This is a genomic window from Parendozoicomonas haliclonae, assembly GCF_900174585.1.
Classification (GTDB): Bacteria; Pseudomonadota; Gammaproteobacteria; order Pseudomonadales; family Endozoicomonadaceae; genus Sansalvadorimonas; species Sansalvadorimonas haliclonae.
This window is the reverse complement of sequence record NZ_FWPT01000004.1, coordinates 457,083-481,311: the sequence shown is the minus strand read 5'-3', so window position 1 is coordinate 481,311 and position 24,229 is coordinate 457,083. Positions and strand designations below refer to the sequence as shown.

Annotated in this window: 20 protein-coding genes; 9 read left to right on the top strand and 11 right to left on the bottom strand. The window is 48.1% G+C overall.

What is annotated here, in order from left to right; all coding sequences use genetic code 11:
• Window positions 1-184 precede the first annotated feature (184 nt).
• From EHSB41UT_RS11230 to EHSB41UT_RS11220, 3 genes are read left to right on the top strand one after another with little or no spacing between them, the layout of a single operon-like run.
• The gene (locus tag EHSB41UT_RS11230; RefSeq protein WP_087109769.1) at window positions 185-1,279 is read left to right on the top strand and encodes a nucleotidyltransferase domain-containing protein; all 1,095 of its coding nucleotides are present in this window, start codon (window positions 185-187) and stop codon (window positions 1,277-1,279) included.
• Window positions 1,194-3,506 carry a ThiF family adenylyltransferase gene (locus EHSB41UT_RS11225; RefSeq protein ID WP_165767226.1) on the top strand — a complete coding sequence of 771 codons (2,313 nt, stop codon included), beginning with the start codon at window positions 1,194-1,196 and terminating at the stop codon, window positions 3,504-3,506. Before EHSB41UT_RS11230 ends, EHSB41UT_RS11225 begins: the two co-directional genes overlap by 86 nt.
• A 20-nt stretch (window positions 3,507-3,526) precedes the next feature.
• A complete protein-coding gene (locus tag EHSB41UT_RS11220) occupies window positions 3,527-4,603 on the top strand; it encodes an SAVED domain-containing protein (protein ID WP_087109766.1) in 1,077 nt (358 codons plus the stop codon).
• 177 nt (window positions 4,604-4,780) lie between these two features.
• Here EHSB41UT_RS11220 and glmS read toward each other — a convergent pair whose 3' ends face one another.
• Entirely contained in the window at window positions 4,781-6,610 is a 1,830-nt protein-coding gene (gene glmS, locus EHSB41UT_RS11215; RefSeq protein WP_087109764.1) for a glutamine--fructose-6-phosphate transaminase (isomerizing), read from the bottom strand.
• A 32-nt stretch (window positions 6,611-6,642) separates the two neighbouring features.
• Window positions 6,643-8,013, bottom strand: a complete 1,371-nt coding sequence (gene glmU, locus EHSB41UT_RS11210; RefSeq protein WP_087109762.1) for a bifunctional UDP-N-acetylglucosamine diphosphorylase/glucosamine-1-phosphate N-acetyltransferase GlmU — start codon at window positions 8,011-8,013, stop codon at window positions 6,643-6,645.
• A 308-nt stretch (window positions 8,014-8,321) separates the two neighbouring features.
• Here glmU and EHSB41UT_RS11205 point away from each other — a divergent pair, with 308 nt between their 5' ends.
• A complete protein-coding gene (locus EHSB41UT_RS11205; protein ID WP_087109760.1) occupies window positions 8,322-9,062 on the top strand; it encodes a TrmB family transcriptional regulator in 741 nt (246 codons plus the stop codon).
• Between the two features lie 43 nt (window positions 9,063-9,105).
• On the opposite strand, the gene EHSB41UT_RS11200 is transcribed toward EHSB41UT_RS11205, so the two are convergent.
• The 5 genes from EHSB41UT_RS11200 to EHSB41UT_RS11180 form a co-directional block, all read right to left on the bottom strand.
• Window positions 9,106-11,100, bottom strand: a complete 1,995-nt coding sequence (locus EHSB41UT_RS11200; protein WP_087109758.1) for a cytochrome P450 — start codon at window positions 11,098-11,100, stop codon at window positions 9,106-9,108.
• 595 nt (window positions 11,101-11,695) lie between these two features.
• Complete coding sequence (locus EHSB41UT_RS11195; protein WP_242667284.1) at window positions 11,696-12,715, bottom strand: adenosine kinase; 1,020 nt, start codon at window positions 12,713-12,715, stop codon at window positions 11,696-11,698.
• 360 nt (window positions 12,716-13,075) lie between these two features.
• On the bottom strand, window positions 13,076-13,612 hold the full coding sequence (locus EHSB41UT_RS11190) for a YaeQ family protein (RefSeq protein WP_087109755.1): 537 nt from the start codon (window positions 13,610-13,612) through the stop codon (window positions 13,076-13,078).
• Window positions 13,613-13,696: 84 nt separating this feature from the next.
• Window positions 13,697-15,139 (bottom strand): 2-hydroxycarboxylate transporter family protein, encoded by a 1,443-nt coding sequence (locus tag EHSB41UT_RS11185; RefSeq protein WP_087109754.1) that lies wholly within the window; start codon window positions 15,137-15,139, stop codon window positions 13,697-13,699.
• Complete coding sequence (locus EHSB41UT_RS11180; protein WP_165767225.1) at window positions 15,066-15,404, bottom strand: cupin domain-containing protein; 339 nt, start codon at window positions 15,402-15,404, stop codon at window positions 15,066-15,068. Before EHSB41UT_RS11180 ends, EHSB41UT_RS11185 begins: the two co-directional genes overlap by 74 nt.
• A gap of 229 nt (window positions 15,405-15,633) precedes the next feature.
• Between EHSB41UT_RS11180 and EHSB41UT_RS11175 the strand changes: the two genes are divergently transcribed.
• From EHSB41UT_RS11175 to EHSB41UT_RS11155, 5 genes are all read left to right on the top strand, one after another.
• Window positions 15,634-16,398, top strand: a complete 765-nt coding sequence (locus EHSB41UT_RS11175; protein WP_087109751.1) for a sulfite exporter TauE/SafE family protein — start codon at window positions 15,634-15,636, stop codon at window positions 16,396-16,398.
• An 89-nt stretch (window positions 16,399-16,487) separates the two neighbouring features.
• Window positions 16,488-16,994 carry an NUDIX hydrolase gene (locus EHSB41UT_RS11170; RefSeq protein ID WP_087109749.1) on the top strand — a complete coding sequence of 169 codons (507 nt, stop codon included), beginning with the start codon at window positions 16,488-16,490 and terminating at the stop codon, window positions 16,992-16,994.
• Window positions 16,995-17,024: 30 nt separating this feature from the next.
• Complete coding sequence (locus EHSB41UT_RS11165) at window positions 17,025-17,579, top strand: carboxymuconolactone decarboxylase family protein (protein ID WP_087109747.1); 555 nt, start codon at window positions 17,025-17,027, stop codon at window positions 17,577-17,579.
• Between the two features lie 149 nt (window positions 17,580-17,728).
• On the top strand, window positions 17,729-18,511 hold the full coding sequence (locus EHSB41UT_RS11160) for a hypothetical protein (protein WP_087109745.1): 783 nt from the start codon (window positions 17,729-17,731) through the stop codon (window positions 18,509-18,511).
• 330 nt (window positions 18,512-18,841) lie between these two features.
• The gene (locus EHSB41UT_RS11155) at window positions 18,842-19,519 is read left to right on the top strand and encodes a TetR-like C-terminal domain-containing protein (protein ID WP_087109743.1); all 678 of its coding nucleotides are present in this window, start codon (window positions 18,842-18,844) and stop codon (window positions 19,517-19,519) included.
• A 274-nt stretch (window positions 19,520-19,793) separates the two neighbouring features.
• Here EHSB41UT_RS11155 and EHSB41UT_RS11150 read toward each other — a convergent pair whose 3' ends face one another.
• From EHSB41UT_RS11150 to atpA, 4 genes are all read right to left on the bottom strand, one after another.
• The gene (locus EHSB41UT_RS11150) at window positions 19,794-20,231 is read right to left on the bottom strand and encodes a F0F1 ATP synthase subunit epsilon (RefSeq protein WP_087109741.1); all 438 of its coding nucleotides are present in this window, start codon (window positions 20,229-20,231) and stop codon (window positions 19,794-19,796) included.
• Between the two features lie 22 nt (window positions 20,232-20,253).
• A complete protein-coding gene (gene atpD, locus EHSB41UT_RS11145) occupies window positions 20,254-21,630 on the bottom strand; it encodes a F0F1 ATP synthase subunit beta (RefSeq protein WP_087109739.1) in 1,377 nt (458 codons plus the stop codon).
• Between the two features lie 81 nt (window positions 21,631-21,711).
• Window positions 21,712-22,572 (bottom strand): F0F1 ATP synthase subunit gamma, encoded by an 861-nt coding sequence (gene atpG, locus EHSB41UT_RS11140; RefSeq protein ID WP_087109737.1) that lies wholly within the window; start codon window positions 22,570-22,572, stop codon window positions 21,712-21,714.
• Between the two features lie 104 nt (window positions 22,573-22,676).
• Window positions 22,677-24,221 (bottom strand): F0F1 ATP synthase subunit alpha, encoded by a 1,545-nt coding sequence (gene atpA / locus EHSB41UT_RS11135; RefSeq protein WP_087109735.1) that lies wholly within the window; start codon window positions 24,219-24,221, stop codon window positions 22,677-22,679.
• Between the last annotated feature and the right edge of the window lie 8 nt (window positions 24,222-24,229).

Here is a 24,229-nt window from a genome sequence, read left to right as displayed (position 1 = left end):
ACCCGCACTAGAATAAATTGGTCGTTTAATATTTGTGTTTTATATCAGGAAACTTAATACGCATAGGGGAAAGAGCTTGGCAACACACAAAACGACACTTTTTTATCTTTTAAAAATTAATATTGAAATCCCCCCTAAGCGTCCCAATTAATGATGAGAGGGCTGACAGTGAGGCTAAGGGAACATGGCAATACAAAAACACTTTAACCAGTTCGATGAAAATATTTACCTCAGCAGACGATCATCTGGGTATAAAAAAGCAAAGGCCAAGGATGAGAGTATCCTTGATGAGATAAAAACAGCATTCAAGGAAGCGGGCTACCCAGTCATCGAAACTTTCTTACAAGGCTCCTTTGCTGTCGATACAGCGATCAGCAGCCTTAAAAGTGACTACGACATTGATCGTGCACTTGTCATTGATGCCAGTAAGGCTCCTGAAGACCCTGTAGAGCCAAAGCAAGTTGTATTAAAAGTGCTTGAAGACCGGAACTTCAAAAACCCAAAGATAAAAAAGCCCTGCATCACCGCTGACTACCAGAGTATCGATTTGCATATCGATTATACCGTTTACAAAAAGGGCGAGGACATCTTTGGCAATAATGCTTACCACCTTGCTGTCGGTAAAGCTGGCTCAGACCAGAATAATAAGGAGTGGTCTCCTTCTGATCCTAGAGGGCTCATAGGCTGGATTAGAGATGTAGAACGGTATGGTGCTGGACCACTTGAGAAAGGCAAACAATACAAACGCTTAGTCCGGTACATGAAGCGTTGGAGAGACTTTAACTTCAACGAAGAAACTGGAAAAAAGCTGTTCTCAATTGGCCTCACAGTTATGCTGAAGGAGCAGTACAAGCCCGGATGGTTCTCTAGTGAGATAAAGGATGACTTAGTTGCTCTGAAGGAGGCTGTCGATGGCATTCTAGATGATAGCTACATTCGAGCCCCTCTATTCAGCGAAAATTATCGAGTATTCACTGAGCTACCTAAAAAGCCTCATCGAGATATTTTCCAACACAAAGTGTCTGGTGGTGAATCAGAACCAGGCAGCGACCTAAACTTGGGAGAGCAGCTTAAAAACAAACTGACCAAACTTCAGGCTGAACTCCAGAAAGCTATCGATCAAAGTTGCGAAATAAAGCAATGCAGTATTCTGAACATGATTTTTGGTGATGATTTCGCCATTCCAGAAGCTGATGAGAAAAAGAAAGCCGCGTCACTTGTTGCTGGAGCTGCTTTATTTGCATCCGCAGGTGCATCAGGGACCTCTCAAGGAGCCTGATGTGACTCTCAATTACGAAACGATTTTTCAGCATTTTTTAAGCAGTGAGTTTTATGTAGAACCTGCGCTGGTCAACGACAAGGATGCACTGTCTGTGACTTTTGAAGCGGCAGAAAAGCTGGTATCAATCATTCATATCTGCACAGATGAGCTGTTTCAGTTGCCACAGTTTTATCTGAAAAACTACAAAGCCTATGGCTCATTGGCACATGTATTACCCTCCAGTTTTTATGATGAATATGGGTACATCTGTGTCAATCATCTGGACTCAGTTTCTGTTAATTTTGAACGACCAGAGTTGGCCTTTGAAGAATCAATTCGTCGTCACATCAAGCTGCTGAAGTCTCAGCTTGAGAACCCGGATTTTAACCAGATGGAGCTGAAGCGTGAGTTCCTGACCAACTGGCAAAAGAGCGCAGAGTATTTGTATGATTCTGGTAGCAAATACCTATTTTGCTCTTCAAATGGCGACGATTGTCAGAAATTAGAGTTATATTCACCATTTTCTCGCAGATCTAAATTTTCCATTCCCGCATCTTTCGTCGCCTTGCCAAGCAATGGTGAGAGTGCAGCAATAGCGGAATATTTCGGTAAAGAAAAAAGAACACCGCGAGCCAACTGCCTCTGTTTTGTTATTCCTCTGGAAGAAGTTGATACAAGCTTTCCTCAGACAGAATCAGAGTTGAAACTATGGCTAGCTGACGCCCTCGCCAGAGTTAGTGAAAGTACAAAAAAGATAATCAAGACAGAGCTTTGGGGCCCGAGGGTCAAAGAGTTTTGGCTGGTACTGAACCTACCTACACCGTCGGGTAAGAGCTGGTTTGGCATTCGACTTTTCAGAGATGAGAAAAAACCTTTTCCCAATACATTTGAAAAGATGTCAGGGTGGAAAGCATCCCTATTTCATGTCGATTCTTATAACAGAGAACGACTGATGCCACGGAGTGGAGCAGAAAGTACCCTGGCGGATAAACATGTTCTGCTGGTTGGGTGTGGATCAGTGGGTAGTGAATTAGCACATAAGCTGGGAGCTGCAGGAGTTGGTGAAATAGACATATCTGATACTGATATATTCACACCTTCCAACACTTACCGCCATACCCTTGATCAGTCTTCAATCTACCAGTTCAAGTCAACATCTGTAGCTAAGCAGCTCATGAAAAAATACCCATGGGTCAAGGCAACGGGTCAGCTTTATTCCTTGCTGTCCCTTAGAAAAAAGGAACTGTTATCGCTCTATGACCTGATAATTGTTGCTGTGGGTAATCCAACCCATGAAAGGCTATTTCACGAGTACATATCTGAATCTGGAATAAAGACACCAGCAATTTACACCTGGCTAGAGGGATATGGAGTTGGTGGGCACGCAGTACTGAGTGTACCCAATAAATCGGGTTGTCTTCGCTGTGCTTATGTTGAGCCAGAAACAGGAGCCCGTGGCCTAGCATCGAATCTCAATTTTCTGACAGAGGATCAAGACATTGTTAAAAACCATGCTGGTTGTGGAGAAATGTTCATCCCTTACGGGGCTGTCAGCTCTACACAAACTGCTGTTATGGCTGCAGATCTGGGCATTCGATTCTTAAACAAGCAGGTGACATCTTCCACCAAAGTCAGCTGGAAAGGTGATGGGGCAGACGCAGTGCGTGAAGGTCTTAAATTTACGCCCCGCTCCAATAATTTCCAGGCCTCTCTTGAAAAACATCCTTTGCTTCATCCTCTGTGTGATACATGTAATTCGATTGATGGTAATGAATATCAGCATGGCTCCATGCGAATACGAATACCATCTTCCATTGAGAGACAGCTGTCTTCCTACAGACAGATATCCCCTAATATGACAGAAGCAGCAGGGTTGCTGATCGGCTTTAATAAAAGCAGTGGTGAAACCTGTATTCATCAACTGACAACACCAAAAGAAACTGATACCAGGCATAGAGCACATTTCAAGCTGGATGCACAGGCTCATCAGCAGGAAGTCGATGCTGCCTTTAAAGGCTCTGATCATATGCTGGGTTACCTGGGAACATGGCACACCCACCCACAGGATTTCCCTGAACCATCAATGCCGGACATCACTGACTGGCAAACACACAATAAAGAAAACCATGAGAGGCAACTTTTTTTCATAGTTGTCGGGCGTTTGAAGATAGCGGTTTATACCGTCATGGACGACAAAATAATTGAGTTAAAGCCGACCAACCCAGAGGCCTGTAGCAACGCATGAGGTGGACCATAATAAAATGGATGTTCTTAACCTTCCTCAGATTCAGACGAACCTCATATCCCCGAACTTTATGGGGAGCAAAACTCTGTACACTAGCTCTGGCCGGTACTACTTTTTCTCTTGGTATCTTTAAGGTCAACTTCCCCAGTGGCTACTTTATTGATTCACTGGAACTGACGGCTCAGCAGGCTTCTCTCTACTCAGTGTTTGTTAGTATTGGCTTGGCCGTTGTTGGTGCACTGTTGATTTATTCCGAGTGGAATATGAAAACACGGCATACAGCTAAGGTTTTCATCTCTTCATTGCAAGGCACATCTAATGATTTTCCTGATGAGATACTCGATCCTACAGAAAAAGAGTTCTTTCGCGAAGCAGTTACTCTTGGTATGCCACAGGGGTATAAGGAAGACATTGGCCAACAAGTCAGACGATACAACGCAGAACTGGAAACAGACATTTTTAAGCGTTTCATCCTTCATGATAAAGGCCAGCGTTTATACATAGGTGGTTTGGCCAGAATCCCTTTTCTGGTTGCCTATGGCGCTTTTCTTCGCAATATTTCCAGTGAGGTGGTGTACTTTGATCGCTTCTACAAAGATGGCCGCTGGTCGTTACTAAATGATTCTGACGAAGATGTTTCGTTCTCGGAAACTAATCCAGTCACTCAGGTTAGCGAACATGGTGACATTGGTCTGGCCATTGGATTTACCACCCGCATTACTGCAGAGCAGCTACCGGTAATACTGCAAGGCCACACCACCATTCTGTCTCCTAACACTGATCACGGCAGAAACCTGATCAAGAATCAGGAAAACCTTGCCCGCTTAAGCGGTGAAGTAAGTAAGTTGATTGATCAAATGTCAGCCTTGTCTGGCTGCAAGAGGATTCATTTATTCCTTTCGGTACAATCAACGCTTGCTATTGAGCTGGGTAGAAGGTTCCAGGAAGGCACTCATAAAAACTGGATAATTCATAACTTCAATCCAGAAAAAAATAGTTATGACTGGTCTCTTGAATTGTCCCGGTCTGGTATAGAGCCTTGGTGCCAAAGCTCAGAAACCACCGAGACCGAAACATCTAAAGATATGATGCCCTAAGCAATTATTGATTCACTAAAGCCAAAGCCCAAACCTGTTTGAAGGGAAGCACTACTTTGATTGCATCATCCTGCATTAAAAAATGCAGGAATAACTACTAAAACAGATCATGCAAGTCCAAAGACTGGCTCAAAGACCAGTCTCTTATGGACATTATTTTTAAGCAAGATCGTGGAATTATTCCACGGTCACACTCTTAGCCAGATTGCGAGGCTGGTCTACGTCGGTGCCTTTAATCAGAGCAACGTCGTACGACAGCAGCTGCAGCGGAACGGTGTAAACAATTGGTGCCATCATATCGCTGACTTCCGCTAGGTTGATCACCTTCACACCTTCGCCGGCAGACAGACGGGCGCGTGGATCAGCAAACACATACAGCTGACCACCACGGGCACGGACTTCTTCCATATTGGACTTCAGCTTCTCCAGCAGTTCGTTGTTAGGAGCAACAACGACAACCGGCATTTCGCTATCGATCAGAGCCAGAGGACCGTGCTTCAGCTCACCGGCAGCATAGGCTTCCGCGTGAATGTAGGAGATTTCCTTCAGCTTCAGAGCACCTTCCATAGCAATCGGGTACATAGTACCGCGGCCCAGGAACAGGCTGTGATGCTTGTCAGAGAAGTCTTCCGCCAACTCAGTGATGGCATCCTTCTGCTGCAGCACATCTTTGATCAGGTGTGGCAGAGAACGCAGCTCAGAAACGATCTGGGTTTCTTCCTTCTCTGTCATCTTGTTATTGCAGCGAGCAATCGCAGTTACCAGCATAGCCAGAGCGGTCAGCTGAGTAGTGAAAGCCTTGGTGGAAGCTACACCTATCTCTGCACCGGCACGGGTCATAAACGCCATATCGGATTCACGCACCATGGAAGAACCAGGAACGTTGCATACAGTCAGGCTGCTCATAAAGCCCTGCTCTTTAGCCAGACGCAGAGCTGCCAGAGTGTCAGCGGTTTCGCCAGACTGGGAGATGGTCACCAACAGGCAGTTTTCCGGTACAAACGCTTTGCGGTAACGGAACTCGGACGCAATCTCTACACGACATGGGATGCCCATATCTTCAAACCAGTTACGGGCAACCATACCGGCGTTGTAGCTGGTGCCACAGGCAATCAGCTGAATAGCCTTAACCTTGCTGAAAATCTCGCGGGCGTTGTGGCCGAAAGATTCAATGGCAACATGGTTGTCAGTAAGACGGCCTTCCAGAGTGCTGTTGATAGCATCCGGCTGCTCGAAGATTTCCTTGAGCATAAAGTGGCGGTAAGGACCTTTTTCAGTCGCTTCGTGGTCCAGATCGCTATCCAGCAATTCACGCTCAACCGGGTTGCCGTGCAGGTCGTAGATATCCACAGATTCGCGGGTGACTTCTGCAACATCGCCCTCTTCCAGATACTGGAAACGATGAGTCACTGGCAGCAGTGCCAGTTGGTCAGAAGCGACATAGTTCTCGCCGATGCCATGGCCTACAACCAATGGGCTGCCGGAGCGGGCAACAACCAGATGATCCGGCTCGCGACGGTCAACGATGACAGTACCGTAGGCACCTTCCAGCTGAGCAACAGTCTTCTGCAGCGCTTCCAGCAAAGAAGCGGCACTCTTGCGCTCGTGGTGAATCAGGTGAGCAATAACCTCTGTGTCGGTATCAGACACAAACACATAGCCCAGACCTTTCAGCTGCTCGCGTAGCACTTCGTGATTTTCGATGATGCCGTTGTGAACCACAGCAATATCACCGGATACATGGGGGTGAGCATTACGTTCGGAAGGCTCACCATGGGTAGCCCAGCGAGTGTGAGCAATACCGGTGCCACCCTGAACAGGTTCAACTTGCAGAGCATCTTCCAGCTCACGAACCTTACCCATACGACGCAGACGGCCCATTACACCTTCTTTGTCGATCACGGCCAGACCCGCGGAATCATAACCGCGGTATTCCAGACGCTTCAGGCCTTCAATCAGAATAGGAGCCACATCCCTTTGTGCTACTGCACCAACAATTCCACACATAATTTTCTACCCTAAATTCTGTTTCTGACCGCTCAGGATTTTTTAACAGGCTTTTTCCAGCCTGGGATGTTGCGCTGACGACCGCGGGCTACGCCGAGGTTTTCATCAGGCACATCACTGGTCACAGTTGAACCTGCACCAATGACTGCATCCTTGCCGATGCTGACCGGTGCTACCAGCGCTGAGTTGGAGCCGATAAAGGCACCATCTGCAATCGCGGTTTTGAACTTGTTGGCACCATCATAGTTGCAGGTGATTGTTCCTGCGCCGATGTTGACGCCTTCGCCAACTTCCGCATCACCAATGTAGCTGAGGTGGTTAACCTTGCTGCCGAGGCCGATATGAGCCTTCTTGGTTTCTACGAAGTTGCCGATCTTGGCCTTGTTCTCAAGACGCGTACCAGGGCGCAGTCGTGCAAACGGGCCGATATCACAGCCTTCACCAACAACCGCATCTTCCAGCACAGAGTTCGCTTTGATCACAGTGCCAGCTTTGATCACGGTGTTCTTGATATGGCAGTTAGGGCCAATCTCTACGCCGTCACCCAGTGAAACTTCGCCTTCAAAGACACAGTTAATATCGATCACCACATCATGACCGCAGGTCAGCTGACCACGGATGTCCAGACGTGCCGGATCCAACAGAGTTACACCGTCGTTCATCAGCTGCTCGGCATTACGTTGCTGCAAGAGACGTTCCAGCTGAGCCTGCTGGGCGCGGTTGTTAACGCCCTGCACTTCCATTTCACTGCCAGGACGGGCATTCACTACCGCGGTACCTTCTTCCACCGCCATAGCTACGATGTCGGTCAGGTAGAACTCACCCTGAGCATTGTCGTTATTCAGGTTATTCAACCATTCCTGCAGACGAGAGCCCGGGATTGCCATAATGCCGGTGTTTGTTTCGGTAATGGCTTTTTGTTCTGGTGTGGCATCTTTGTCTTCAACAATGGCCTGAATCGCGCCTTGCCCGTCGCGAACAATACGGCCATAACCACTCGGGTTGGCAAGTTCAACGGTCAGCAGCGCCAGGTTCTTGCCATCACAGGCAGAAACCAGAGACTTCAAAGTGCTGGAGCGAATCAGGGGGACATCACCGTACAGAACCAACACAACATCCGCGCCTTCACAGGCTGGAGCGGCCTGCATCACGGCATGGCCAGTGCCCAGCTGCTCAGTCTGCTCAACCCAGTTCACATTAGTGTGGGCCATCCGCTCACGCACCTTATCGGCACCATGACCGATAACAACGTGTGCCTGCTTACCTTCGCCCAGAACCAGCTCAGAAGCACCCAGGACATGCTCCAGCATGGAGCGACCCGCTATCGGGTGCAGAACCTTGGGAAGAGAAGACTTCATTCGGCTGCCCTGACCGGCAGCAAGAACGATAACGTGAATGTTCATGTTGATTACTCGCCTGAACGGCGCCCAAAACAAAATAAAAAAAGGCTCGCTACCAGAAGCTTTCCATTGGTGTACAGGAGCATTCAGCTTATGTCTGAAGGCCTGCGTCGTGGCAATGGAAAACACCCGATACCGAACCACACATCAAAACTCTGTTATCTCTGTCATTTTAGTAATGACAAAATAATCAGAGTAGGCTGACTCTATAGAGTTTTTTACTCAGCACAATAGTAATTGTCATAAATTTTTTGACAAATAAAACAAACCAGCCACAATCAGATTCCCCACAACCATCGGCCTTTCCTCCCATGAACCTTCAGGTGCTGCAACAACTTGGCATGTCCGAGCGTGACATAACACTCTATCTGGCACTGTTCCAGCTTGGCCCATCTTCCATCCGTGATATTGCCAGCCACACGGGAATAAATCGGGGAACAACCTATGAGGCTCTCAAGCAGATGGCTGCCCGAGGGCTGATCAGTTATGCCCCCAAAGGCAAACGTCGTTTTTTTCGTGCAGAAGAGCCGGATAAGCTGCTTGAACTTGCCGAGGAAAAAAGAGCTTCGCTGGAACAGACAATAGACTCTTTAAAGACCGAGATTATTCCCGGTCTCCATCATCTAAAACCTGAATTTTCTTCCGGCAACGTCCGTTTTTATGAAGGGGATGACGGTATTGAATTTGTGCTCAAAGATATTCTGGCAACTGTGGGCAAGCTGGAAGAAAAGACCTACAGTGTTTTCTCAACGAAAAGCATACGACACCACCTATACAGACCTTTCCCCAATTACACCGCACAACGTATTAAACAAAAGATCAATGTACGGGTTATCGCTTTGGGTGAAGGGGGAGAGGATGCCGAATACTCAGAACGGAAATGGCTGAAAACCGATGGGCAGGTCGATGCCAGCTATATCGCCATCTACCCGCCAAAGGTTGCCATGATATCCATGGCTTCGGAAAACTATCCGGTGGCTACGGTAATTGAGTCACCGGATATTGCCCGGGCACAGCAAGTTGTTTTTGAAGCGTTGTGGAGATTTCTTTGAGAGAGGGAATTAATTACCTCTCTCAACAGATACAACATCCAAATTAATGAACTGTCTGTGGTTGACGCAGCCTAAGTTCCGAAGCCTCATTGATACCAGGCAATTTCACTTTCATTCTTTCCATTCCTTGCGCCAGCCCATCTTTGTCTTCATGCACAACTTCTGCATAAGCTGCCAAGTCACCAAGCTCTTCATCTAAAGGGTAAAGTTTTAGCGGCACTCTAGCATTGACTTTAATAACACCAGCCCATCCTTCACTGTAACCTTTAAATGGCTGAACCAGGCCAGGCTTCACATTGTTTTTAAAGCTAGAAACTAAAAGCACAGCCATCAATTGTTTACCTAAATGTTCACCGACACACTGGTGACTACTTCCATTGGCAAACGTAACCATACATTTTTTCCTATCATCATGACTTGCTGTTTTTTCTTCAGGGGAAATAAATGGATTCGGGCTATAAGCATGAGGATTAAGGAAAGATATGGGAAATGACACAAGATCATTACGTTTAAATTCAATCTTCACTCTTTCCCCTGTATCCTGATCAACAAGGATGAGATCTTTATCATCAGCCATTCTTCTGGCAATAATCGGTGCCGGCGTATAACGTGTTAGAACCTCTTCAATAAATTCAAACAGTTTATGTAATTTTGATGCAGCTATATCTTGATCTTTAATACTCGCCCCCCCCGCAATCCTAAACTCTTCAAGAATTTCATCCTGAAGTTCAGGGCTTCTGGCAAATTCGGTTAACGCAAGTGTGAGCAGACCTGCACCAGTATCTCCTCCTGCAATCATTGGATTGATAAGATCATAAAGATCATCAGCATTTAAATGATCACGACCAGCTTCGCGGGATTTTTTAACAACATTTTTGAAAAGCAATCCCTGTTCACTGGGATCTAGTTTAAATGCTTCACCAATCAACCACTCCAGATCTTTCATTATCAGCTGTTGTTTCTCGAACAAAAGAGGATAATTTTTCTTCAAATAACCCATTGGATTCATCATGGGTGTTGGATACATGTAACTCAAATAAAATTTAGGGTCATTATTAATAAGTGCAAAGAGAGGAATGATACCACTTAAGTGACTGACAATTTCTTTTTGTTTTTCTTTATGTTGGCTTATATCAACGCCAAATATTGAATGTATAAGACCGGGGCTTAAATAATCCACAACGATATTTGTTATATCATCTGTTTGTGAGCTAGGTAAATCAGTCCACTCACCAACAAACCGATCTGCATGTTCCATAAGTGCTGCTGTCACATAGCTCCTCATAGCAGTATCCCCACCAAGATTAGCTTTGAACTGCTTTCTTCTCTCTTTATGGGCTTCTGTCATATCACTTGAAAAGAGTGCATATTCCCCCATCAACACGCGAAAGGCATAAAATGTATCCAGCTTTTTTGTATCGACACCAAAACCATCAGAAAAGATGGCCTTAACAATGTCTGGATTTAACACCCATACAGTATCAGGGATAGCATTGAATTTTCTAAAAAAACTATCTCTACCGAAAGGCTTAACCATTCTCTTTAAGCAATGCTTTGGAGTAGTATTCATCCTGCAAACCCCATATTTACAACTTGCATAGCTTGCAGGGGAAGATTGCTTTGCGGCTTTCGTCATTTCTTCCAACATATACTCACCCATTGGAAGAACACCGTCTGTTTCTATATTACTGACTAGCTCTTCAAATCGGTCAGGATCACCAACCGGTGTTACAGGGAGTACTATTGGTGGCTTTACCTCTGGCTGAAGTGGTGATTCCTCCAGCCCCTCTCGATTAGTAGCTTTCTTTTCGGCAGCAAGCCTCTTTCTTGGTACATGACCAAGGTCAGGTAACCCACTATTATTGATAACAGGCTTCATCATGGCAGCAACGGAACCAGGCTGAGGGGCAAGACCTTGCCCTTTACCACCATGCGCAATTGCCTCATTCCAAAACAAGAGTGCCGTTATACAAAAGAGTGCTAAGTTCCCAAAATTGCTTTGTTTTCTTTTCCTTTTAAAGAGACTCTTAAAGCACATACGTTTACCCCTCCAATATTCCCAATGGGGATAAAATAGTCTCAATTACAATTTTTTCCTTAAGATTTTCAGTTTGCTTTTAACTGATGAAGTTTGCTTTTATCAGTAAAATTTATAATAACTTGTTAGCTAAACCCCAAAATACTTATCACAAAAAAGAACATTATCTTTTTTCAAAACACTCGTACCAAATAAGCCCACAGCCTAAAATACTTAAATCAGTAATAACAGCAAAACAGATACACAACCGCCGTCATTTTTTTAGTAAGTCACCATAACCACATTAGCTATTGTGAGAGATTTCCCACACATATAAGTGACGTTTACGACTTACTGACAACTGAACATAAATCGTATTCTACGCCTGCAGGATCGCTGCTGGATGCGGCAAAGGGAAGGTCAGGAAGACCCCTGCAAACTTAGGGAAGTCAACAACACAGGATGTGTTGTTCCAGTCACGGAATGACGAAGATCAGGATGATCTTATCAATGGATTGGGATCCTAGGGTCTGGTAAGGAAATCAGACCCATAGATCCACCCTCTCTCAAAGAAGCCTCTTATAGCTCCCTCGAATATTAAAAAGATTACCAGCCCTTATTCCGGGCAAATAACCTGTTGCAAAATCACCTTGTGCTTTTCTGCTGCTAATCGCGGGCCATAGCCTGAAACCACTTCTGCCGCTGCTGCACACGCCAGTTCACCTGCTTTCTGGAAACCATAACCTGCGGTCAGGCCATGCAGGAAGGCACCGGCAAACATATCGCCTGCACCATTGCTATCAACAGCTTTTACTTTTTTAGCCGGGATATGCAGTTCCTGGGTGCCATCAAAGACCAGTGCACCTCTGGCGCCACGGGTAATAACAAAGGTTTTGGCGATGGAACGCAGAGCGGAGATCGCAATATCGATATCATCCGTCATGGCCCAGGCCATTGCTTCATCTTCATTACAGAACAACAGATCAACGCCTTCGCCAATCATCTCTTCCATGCCTTCACGGAAGAAAGTCACGATACCGGGGTCAGATAGGCTAAGACTGGTTTTTACGCCATTCTCTTCCGCGATCTTTTTCGCTTTGATCGTTGCCGCACGGCTGACATCAGAAGACACCAGATAACCTTCAATATAAAGGTACTCGGAAGCTTTGATAGCTTCGACATCCAGCTCTCGGGCAGAGAGTGTTTCGCTGATACCAAGGTAGGTGTTCATGGAACGTTCGGCGTCTGGAGTGACCATAACCAGACACTTGCCAGTGATCCCTTCGTTGTTTTCATCCTGATCACAGGTATCAACGCCAGCATGGCTCATATCCTGAAGATAGAAATCACCATACTCATCATTAGCAACACGACATGAATAGAAAACATCACTGCCAAAGTAACGGGCAGCAATAATAGTGTTGGCACCGGAGCCACCACTGGCACGGCGGGCATGAACCAGATGCCCTTTCAGAGAGTCCATCAGCTGGTTGCGGCGATCCACATCAACCAGTGTCATCAGACCCTTATCTACACCATTGGCGAGAAGGAAGGCATCATCTACCTCGATCTCGGTATCAACCAATGCCGCGCCCATACCGTAGATGTGGTAGTTCTTCATGTCGTGTTTTTGCATATACGAAATCAGAAGGGAAAACTCTTCCACAGAGAAATAAAATCCCGTGAAGATTCTTCTCTGGTCACTCTCTGTGAAATCTGCGCGATGAATAGAAAAGGAAATATCAGCCCTGTTCTATCTATCTTCGTTCTTTAGCTTGTGTGTAACTGTTCAGTCACACCAAACGCGCAAAGCTATCACAGAGAGAACTCTTCTTTTTATCCTTATGATTACTGTTTGTCGTGTTTTTATGAGGTAACAATTATAAAAACATAACGGCAACCGAAGCAAAAGCACAATCAGCCGAACATTCAAAAGAACAAAACAGTAGCAACACCTACAATAAGCATTTTTCGACTACAACGTTTGTTCAGTTTTTTACTTCCAGATTTGAGGATGGATATCCACCGTACCCGCAGAACTACTCAGCATGATGACTTCATCCTGCACTGTAAATTGCAGATCCATGGTGCGCTCAACCATATCAGCCATGGCTTCAACTTCAGCTTCCGGGAGGAAAATCACCTGCAGATAATCAAACCGTTTTAGCACAGCCTTGTTCTGCTCTTTCCAGACAGGTGCTGAACGATCACCGTAAGCGTAAATCACCATTTTCTCAGACTGGTTGCAGCCCTTACGGATACGACGCTCATCAGGCAGACCAACTTCAATCCAGGTCTGCACAGAGCCCACAAGATCTTTTTCCCAGATATCCGGTTCATCATCGGTGCTGAGGCCACGGGTAAACTGAAGGTCATCGGATGCATTCAGGGCAAATGCCAGCAGACGCACCATCATACGTTCATTATTTTCGGAAGGATGGCGGGCCGTCGTTACCGCATGAGTCTTGTAGTAGCCGCGATCCATATCTGCGATCTGCAGCTCGGCTTTAAAAATAGTGGCCTTAAGTGCCATGGGAATTCCAGATTCAGGTTAAGCAGCCAGCACTCTACCCGACCCAATACAATGAAGCCACCAGAGGTGTATAAGACATAGAACTCAGGCAAATATCCCGAACATCACTGCGCCCAGTATCAATACAATCCCACCTCCCAACCGCGATGATATCTGGGCATAGGACAGTAGCTGCATCCGGTTCGAGGCTGCCAGCACTTCAAGATCACCCGTGCCGCCCCGATTGGCCATACACAAGCCGGCAGATATAGCCGATTCAACTTCATAAAATCCGAACAGCCGTCCGCCAAATCCTGCGCCAATTATGGCGCCCAGTACAATCATGGCGGATAAGAACACGGACGTTGGTGTGACGGCTGCGAACAAAGTCTCAAGGTCTGTATATACCACTCCAATCCCTACCATCAGAATCCAAAGCAGCTCCCCGCCAAGAAAGTCTGAAACTGATTTTGCACCCTGCTTCAGTGATTCCGGAATAAGCCCAGAGATATTCACCAGAGCCACCAAAACAACCAGCCAGGCATAACGGTGAATTTGTACATTTCCCCAGCCTGGTAGAATGACCTTGGCCATCAGCTCTGCAAGCACATACAGAATCATCGCCAGAAGCAGCCCTCCGGCCAAATCACTCTTGCTGACACTTTTCGTGGTACTGGAGTCTTCCTCCTGCAGACCTTGTTCCTGTCGAACCAGCCTGCCCTCTCCGGTAATCGACGGGTACTTTTTCCCCAGCCAGTTGAGTGTTGAAGCCGCCAGGATACTGATAATGTTAGCGATAGTCAGAATGGAAAACGCTTTTGAGTAATAAGAATCTCTGGGCAAGCCGGTAATTGATTCATAGATTTCAGAGAGTGGAATAACGCCCGCTCCATTGCCCCCACACATTACCGGCAGCACATAGATACAGATAATTTCATTCAGCGGAAGGCCAATTAAAAGCCCAACAGCCAGCCCGAAAAGCATGGCTCCACCAATAGCCAGCAGAATGACTGGAACATAACCAATGAGAGAGCGGATCAGCATGGCTTTTTTGACAGCGAGAATATTGCCGACAATCAGCACCGATATAAAAAAATCGAGATACTGATATTGCTGAATAAAATGGGTGATCTGTGCAGTTTCTCTATCAGTCAGCCAGCCCATATACACAAGAGCCGCAGAACCAATAAAAACCAGTACGGTTCCCCCTCCTATATACTTATCCCAGATCGGGAGCCGATCACCAATCCAGCCAAAGATTCCACCAATCACAAAGCAAAGGGCCAGTGCCCCGGGAATCCCTGTGGGTAACTGGTTGTAGTAATGGGATAAAAGTATGACCCCCACGCATGCCAGAAACAGCAGTATGGGTAGGCCGAATATTCTTTTTGCTATCACCGCTGCACCTTTTTGAAGGTCATCATTTTTGGTGCTTATAAAGTAAGAGGTGATTGAGAATGTGCCAGTCGGATTATTATTTGGAGCTTGGAACCTTGATTGTGGTTGGCTCACCCTCAATGCCAAGGTAAAAGGCCAGAATAACCACATCTTTACTGCTGTTGTTTACTCCCTGATGCACGGCATTAATGGCTTCATAGATCACCTCTCCCGTTTTAAGGGTTTTGGTCAACCCATCAGCCAGTTGCAGCTCCAGCTCCCCTTCCAGTATGTAGCCTACAATCGGAACTGGGTGATAGTGCCAGCCGGTCTTTGCACCGGGAGGGAGAGTGACCTTCCGTGTGGTTATCTCTGGCTGGCCGGGTTCAGGGTATTCAATCAATCCGCCATTTATTGTTAGCCCGGACTGTTTCAAGACCTCAACCTGGATGGCACTGCTGTAACCTGAAGTATCAGATTCGGCAAAAGCAGCACTGATATACCCGCAGGATAAAATTATCCACAACCCTATCAAGCAATGACTTAGAGACCTGTTTGCCTCTGCTCTCCTATCGCGCCTGTAAGTAGCCATGCTGTTATCCACCGTTATTTTCAGTGCAGTGTAGACTCCCTGCGAGCATTGACTGGTGGACTCTCTCAGACAAATGAATATACCTATCCCGGTGGACCCGATTTTTTACTGCCTTGCGATACCTGCTGTCGTCATCAATGGCATGGCCAAGGGAGGGTTGGGCAATATTCTTGGCTGTTTATCCGTGCCTTTAATGGCTCTGGTAATAGATCCTATCCAGGCAGCAGCTATTCTTCTGCCATTGCTTCTGGTGATGGATCTGCTCTCTCTATGGAAATTTCGGGGAGAGATGGATCTCGCTGTTTTTAAATCTCTGTTACCAGGCTGCCTTTTCGGCGTTGTTATTGCAGCCTTTGGTTTCCAATACTTATCCCCAGATGCTTTAAGGCTTTTTATCGGCATAGTCTCTATTGGTTTCTGTGTATCGCAGTTGTTGCAAACAGCTCGCTCACAGTCTCAGGTCAGCTCTGGAAAAGGCTTTTTCTGGGGCAGCCTCACGGGTGTTGCCAGCTACGGAATCCATGCCGGTGGACCTCCGTTCAGCATTTATATACTCCCCATGAAGCTGGAAAGCCGAATTTTGATGGGCACACAAGCCTGGATTTTCGGCTCCATGAACGTGGCAAAGGTCTGTGCCTACGCAACTGTTGGCCAGCTGAACACCGAGAATCTGAGTACCTCCCTTGTTCTTTTACCTCTTACTCCCATAGGAGTCCTGCTGGGCTATTGGCTTTTGCACAGGTTATCTCAGCTATTTATTTACAGGTTTTGCTATATATCTCTGGCTCTTCTCGGGGTCACATTGACACTGCAGGGATTCAACCTGATACCATCCTGAGCAGATTTTTTATTTTGCAGTGAACCTCAGCCACATGATGAGGTCGAAAATAAGAATGTCTTTCTTCACCATCACTTTTCGGTCTGGACATGATGACGCCCAAAACCCGCCTTCGGATCTTGTTCACTGCATCCATTCTGTTGATAACCGGCTGTCAGCAGCAGGCTCAACGCCCCTGCCCCTATGCGGAAGACAAAACGCAGGGAGCCAATGCCGGCTGTCTGGTAACCCGTGGTGATGATGTATTAATTATTACCATGCGTCTGACCGGTAAGCAGTCTCTGCCTGGCGGCACTTCCGACACAGGGGAATCCCCACGCTGCACAGCGTACCGGGAAACCTATGAGGAGACGGGCGTAAAAGTCACAGTGAATAACCTGCTGACCCAACTGGATAATGGCTTCCAGCTATACCAATGCACACCTCAGGAAGCCGAGCCGGTTCTTGAGACTCAGGATTGGAAAGAAGTCAGTGATGTGTCCTGGCGTTCGTGGCTCTCCCTCGACAAAGATAACTGGCGCTTCCCCGAGCAATTTACACAGACGCGCAACATCATTCGTGAGAATATATCCGGGATAAGTAAGCAACTCGAGTAAGGCTTCAGTAACAGCCTGTGGATAACAATTATGCTTATAAAACCCGCTGATCCTGCCAGGCTGCCGATATGGCTGCGCTGGTTCTTCATACGGCAGGAGAGAACCTACGGACAGATGCTTCAGCCGGCCCTGATGTGGGCACGCAAACCATCCTTGTTTGTTCTTTTTGCCAGCACATGGGCAACACTTAGCAGAAAGAAGTCTCCTCTTGCTCCTTCCTTGCGGGCACTAGTTCAGGTTTATGTTGCCCGTCTTAACTGGTGTGAGTTTTGTGTAGACCTCAATAGCCTCACACTGATCCAACAGGCTGGCGGAGAAGATAAGCTGACTGAGCTGGATAACTGGCAAACCAGTGATAGTTTCACCACCAATGAGAAGGTTGCTCTGGCGTGGACAAAAGCCATGTCTGAAACCGGGTGTCCGGTAACACCTGAATTAAGAGCAGAGCTTAAAGAGCATTTTTCTGATCAGCAGATTATGGAACTGACTGCACTCATATCCTTTCAGAATATGTCTGCCCGCTTTAATGCAGCCCTGGATCTTCCCGCCCAGGGTTTATGTGAGATGCCTAAAAAAGCCCGCTAATAGCTTCAAGCCTGTATGACGAATACAGGCTTTCTCTTCTCCTAACGGCTTTCTCCATTCACCACAAAACTACGCCGCCTTACAAAAAATCACATTAATACCCGACATCTTTCCTACTTTTACCCCTCTTATATACGGGGTATAGAAATATGCGAACTATTCCTTTGTGGAAGTTATGTCTGCCTCTCGTAGCCTGCCTCGGATTTCAGCAGAGTGCACAGGCAGACTTTGACAGCCTGCTTAGATGCACTTCCAAGATTGTTCATTCACGGGTTGGTGGTTTTGATACGCTGCAAAGCCTGGCCACGATTGTCGAAACAGCTCTTCGCAGTGAGAACCCGGATGCGCATACTCCAGAATCCAGCTCCTGCTGGGCCATCCAGAAATCTTTGAAAGGCAGCAGCCCTGCCAGTCGTGTGCGCTACCTGCACCAGATTTCGTTATTGGAGGCTTCGGACACTACCAAGAAACTGTTTTCCGGATTTGCTGATCCCAAATCCGAGTGTTCGTTGTTCGGTACCTATGCCGGAGCCGATGCCTGGGTTCTTGGTCTTACAGGCTCAGTCAATCTTGCCGGCTGCCACAACACTTTGGGGGATGTCTGGCTGGAGTTACGCCCAGGCCTTGAAGTCACAGGTGGACTGGGCTTTGGTGCCAACTGCGGTATTACCGCCGGAACGTTGAAGAATATTGAATATTCACGCTCTCCGGTTTCGCTCGTGCCAACAACATCAATGAGCATGGGATTGCTACTTGGTGTGCGCAGACAAAGTATCGATACTCCCAATGACTTTGACTTTAACCAGACCGGTATTGACTTCAACTATGGTGCCAGAGTCAATGTAGGGCTCGGCGTCCAACTGAGAATGAGTGTCCTGCCACTGGGTAAAGACTTTAACGTGATCAAGAACCGCTTATTTGAGCACCACTAAAGTGTGTTGAGAATTCAGGGTCTGAACAGTGTTTTTTGTTCTCACCTGAACAATGTTCATACATCGGGAATTGTTAACACTGTTTCAGAAAAATCATCTGAACGCTGTTTGAAATGAACACTGTTTTTAAAGCAGTGTTCAGTTTTCTTCCCTTCATTTTTGACCTCTCGCCTTGACGCCCCCGCCCTAGAGCCTCCAGACTGAAATTAAACGCTGTACGATTTTTCATGCGAAAGAAATAAACGGTGTTTGGAATCCTGCAGGCGGTCTGCCGATGTTGAGGGTTGTTTCTGAACAGTGATAACAATTCAGACTCAACGGTGACATGGAATGGCCCGACGGAACGATCACAGCAAGGATGAGCTTCAACGTCTCACTCTCAAGACAGTGAGAGAATTTCTGACACTCTACCCTCCCCAGGACATGAGCCTGCGCAAAATAGCCAAATTGATTGGTTATGCCCCTGCGACGATTATCAATTCTTTTGGTTCTTATGCGGACTTGTTAATTGCTGCGAATGCTGAAACACTTGATGAGTTACACACACTCTCAGCCATGGCTGTTCGGGATGAAACTCACCCTCAGCAGGGATTGAGAAAGCTGGCACGTGTTTACCTGGCTTATGCCCGTAAATACCCCCATCGCTGGCATCTGGCCTTTGAACACCGAATACCGGATCAGAAAGTTCTGCCGGAGTGGCAAAAGAGCCGTGTAGAGCGTTTATACGCCCTGTTTACCGAACAGTTAAGTCGTACCAGAGCCCTTAGCGAGGCAGGAAAGCGAAAGAGTCTGCAGGAGATTCATATCGCATCACGGGTGTTATGGGCAGGAGTTCACGGAATCTGCCTGTTGGCAGCAGGTGGCGGGGTTCTGCAGGAGAAGAATGCCAGTGGTGAGCAAATGCTGGATATGTTTCTCAGCAACTTCCTGCAGAGCTATACCAATAGTGACGGCAGAAGTTATACACGGGCAGCAGTGAAGCCAGACAAACTGTCCACATTGAAGTGAGAAGCCCGGAATACAAGGCCTCAAAAGGGTAGAGAAACAGTGTTCATAACACTGTTCAATTGAAGGTAACTCACTGATTCCAAAGCAAATAGGCTAAAAAACACAATACCCACAGATACAAAAAAACCCTCGAGAACCAAAACTGGTTTCGAGGGTTTTAATTTGGCTGTTTTTCAATCAGTTAGAGCATTTTGTTCACAAAGTTATCCAAGCTTTTTATCTAACTTAAGCCCTGTATAACCTCAATGCTCCAGCTGAAGCACTGACCCTGGGATCAGCGCTTACCAACCTTCTTGCGAATAGCCTGCAGAGTACGCAGTTGAGCAGCCGCTTCAGCCAGCTGGGCAGCAGCACGACTGTAGTCGAACTCGCCCTTCTGATCTGCAAGAGCCTTCTCAGCCTGCTTCTTGGCTTCAAGAGCTGCAGCTTCATCCATATCACCAGCACGCAGAGCAGTGTCTGCAAGCACGTTGATACTGTTTGGCTGCACTTCTACGAAGCCGCCAGAGATGTAGTAGATCTCTTCTTCGCCGCCTTCACGCACAATGCGGATAGGGCCAGGCTTCAGGGCAGACATCAGCGGGGCGTGGCCAGGAGTGATACCGAGGTCACCCTCGGTACCAGTCGCCACTACCATCTCCACCGTACCGGAGAAGATGGACTCTTCGGCGCTGACGATATCGCAAGTAACTGTCTTAGCTGTTACTGCCATGGGATATCCCTCCTGTCAGCCCTTAGAGAGACTTGGCCTTCTCGATCGCTTCGTCGATGCCACCAACCATGTAGAACGCCTGCTCTGGCAAGGAGTCATACTCGCCGCTAAGGATTCCCTTAAAGGCGCGGATGGTTTCTTTCAGCGGCACGTACTTACCAGGAGAGCCGGTGAAGACTTCCGCTACGAAGAATGGCTGGGACAGGAAACGTTCGATCTTACGCGCACGGGATACAGTCTGCTTATCTTCTTCAGACAGTTCGTCCATACCAAGAATCGCGATGATATCTTTCAGTTCCTTGTAACGCTGCAGAACAGTCTGAACGCCACGGGCAACTTCATAGTGCTCCTGACCGATAACCAGTGGATCCAACTGACGAGAGGTGGAATCCAGTGGGTCGATCGCAGGGTAGATACCCTTGGAAGCGATATCACGGGACAGTACAACGGTAGCGTCCAGGTGAGAGAAGGTGGTTGCCGGGGATGGGTCAGTCAAGTCATCCGCAGGAACGTAAACGGCCTGGATGGAAGTGATGGAACCGGTCTTGGTGGAGGTAATACGCTCCTGGAGAACACCCATCTCTTCTGCCAGAGTTGGCTGGTAACCTACCGCGGAAGGCATACGGCCCAGCAGTGCGGATACCTCAGTACCGGCCAGTGTATAACGGTAGATGTTATCCACAAAGAACAGTACGTCACGGCCTTCGTCACGGAACTTCTCAGCCATGGTCAAACCGGTCAGAGCTACACGCAGACGGTTACCTGGGGGCTCATTCATCTGACCGTAAACCAGAGATACCTTATCGATAACGTTGGAGTCGGTCATTTCGTGGTAGAAGTCGTTACCTTCACGGGTACGCTCACCTACACCAGCGAAAACAGAGAAACCGGAGTGCTCGATCGCGATGTTACGGATCAGCTCCATCATGTTTACGGTTTTACCTACACCGGCACCACCGAACAGACCAACCTTACCACCTTTGGCAAACGGGCAGACAAGGTCGATTACCTTGATACCGGTTTCCAGCAGTTCGTTGGTAGCTGCCTGGTCCGCATAGGAAGGCGGCTCACGGTGAATAGACATACGCTCTTCTTCACCGATCGGGCCTTTCTCATCAATTGGATCACCCAGTACGTCCATGATCCGGCCCAGGGTCTTGGTGCCCACTGGTACCTGGATTGGTGCTTGGGTGTTGTTGGCAATCAGACCACGGCTGACGCCTTCAGTGGAGCCCAGTGCGATGGTACGGACTACGCCGTCACCCAGCTGCTGCTGAACTTCCAGAGTCAGTTCCTTGCCGTCTACCTTCAGGGCATCATAGACCTGAGGGACAGCGTCGCGCGGAAACTCGACGTCGATAACGGCGCCGATGATCTGGACGATACGACCGCTACTCATAGTGTGTTCCTCACCTCTCATTCTTTATTGGGTCAAGCCCTTCGGGCTTGAGCCCGCTCAAGGCTGTTTAAACGGCCGCGCTTATACCGCTGCAGCGCCGCTTACGATTTCAGAAAGTTCCTGGGTAATCGCAGCCTGACGCGCCTTGTTGTATACAAGGTTCAGTTCGTTGATCAGGTTGCCGGCGTTGTCGGTTGCGCTCTTCATAGCAACCATACGGGCAGCCTGTTCACAGGCATTGTTTTCCACCACGGACTGATAAACCTGAGACTCGATATAGCGAACCAGAAGTTCGTCGAGCAGAGCCTTCGCATCCGGCTCATACAGGTAATCCCAGGAATACTTGTGCTCAAGATCCTCACTGGGCGGCAGGGGCAGCAGCTGCTCCTGAACCGGGGTCTGTGCCATCGTGTTAACGAAGCGGTTGTAGCAGATGTTGAGCTGATCAATCTGACCACTCTCATAGGCATCCAGCATAACTTTCACACCACCGATCAGATCAGCGATGTTCGGGTTGTCACCCAGATGAGTCATGGCTGCTACTACATTGCCGCCGTAGCTGTTAAAGAACGACGCGGCCTTGTTACCAACAACACAGATATCAATTTCAACACCCTGGTCGTGCCACTTCTGCATCTCGGCTACGGTGCGCTTGAACATGTTGGTGTTCAAACCACCACACAGTCCGCGATCCGTAGATACGATGATGTAACCAACCCGCTTAACTTCGCGAGCCGTCATAAAGTCATGACGATACTCTGGGTTGGAATTAGCGATGTGACCGACGACCTGGCGAATGCGTTCGGCATAGGGGCGCGAACGCTCCATACGCGATTGAGCCTTGCGCATTTTGGACGCAGCAACCATCTCCATCGCGGAGGTGATTTTCTGCGTATTATTTATCGACGCTATCTGCGTCTTAATCTCTTTACCGACTGCCATAGTCAATCCTCGTCAGGGACCTGAGAGAGCAGGTTTGGCGCTGGATAAAAAACGCCTCACCTGCTTCTGCGCCAGCTTCTCCTACAGGAGAAGACAAGCGTCCCTTACCAGGTCTGGGTTGCCTTGAACTTCTCGATGGCTTCTTTGATGCCGCCTTCGATTTCGCCGTTAAAGTCACCAGACTCGTTGATGGTAGCCATCAGAGCAGCGTGCTCGCTGTTTACGTAGCTGATCAGAGCGGCTTCAAAAGCACCGATCTTGTTCAGTTCCACGTCTTCCAGGTAGCCCTTCTCAGCGGCGTAGATAACAACACCCATCTCAGCAACAGACTGAGGCTGATACTGCTTCTGCTTCATCAGTTCGGTAACACGCTGACCGTGTTCCAGCTGCTTACGGGTTGCTTCGTCGAGGTCAGAAGCGAACTGGGCGAAAGCCTGCAGTTCACGATACTGAGCCAGTGCCAGACGAATACCGCCACCCAGCTTCTTGATGATCTTGGTCTGGGCTGCACCACCTACACGGGATACGGAGATACCCGCGTTCATCGCAGGACGGATACCGGCGTTGAACAGGTCAGTTTCCAGGAAGATCTGACCATCGGTAATGGAGATTACGTTGGTCGGTACGAATGCAGATACGTCACCAGCCTGGGTTTCGATGATAGGCAGAGCAGTCAGAGAACCGGTCTTGCCTTTCACTTCACCGTTGGTGAACTTCTCAACGTAGTCAGCGTTTACACGGGCAGCACGCTCGAGCAGACGGGAGTGCAGGTAGAAAACGTCACCTGGGTATGCTTCACGGCCAGGAGGACGCTTCAGCAGCAGGGAGATCTGACGGTAGGCCCATGCCTGCTTGGTCAAATCATCATAAACAATCAGGGCATCTTCACCGCGGTCACGGAAGTACTCACCCATGGCACAGCCGGCGAATGGCGCCAGGAACTGCATGGCCGCTGGGTCAGCAGCACCGGCGTTAACAACGATGGTGTGATCCATCGCGCCGTGCTCTTCCAGCTTGCGTACGACGTTAGCGATAGAGGACTGCTTCTGACCAACAGCAACGTAGATACACTTAACACCAGTGTTCTTCTGGTTGATGATGGCGTCGATGGCGACAGCGGTCTTACCGGTCTGACGGTCACCGATAATCAGCTCACGCTGGCCACGACCGATGGGAACCATGGCGTCGATAGCCTTGTAGCCGGTCTGTACTGGCTGGTCTACGGACTGACGGGCGATTACACCAGGAGCAACCTTCTCAAGTGGAGAGGTCATCTTGGCATCGAGTGGGCCCTTGCCATCGATTGGGTTACCCAGTGCGTCAACAACACGGCCGAGCAGTTCATTACCAACTGGAACTTCAAGGATACGACCGGTGCACTTGGCTTTCTGACCTTCGGCCAGACCTTTGTAGTCACCCAGAACAACAGCACCGACAGAGTCCTGCTCAAGGTTCAGGGCCATGCCGAATACGCCACTGCCAAATTCGATCATCTCACCGTACATGGCGTCGGCAAGACCGTGGATACGTACGATACCGTCAGATACGCTGACGATAGTGCCCTCGTTACGGGCTTCAGCGGCAACATCAAGGCTCTCAATGCGGCTCTTGATGATATCGCTGATTTCTGAAGGATTCAGTTGCTGCATTACCAAAC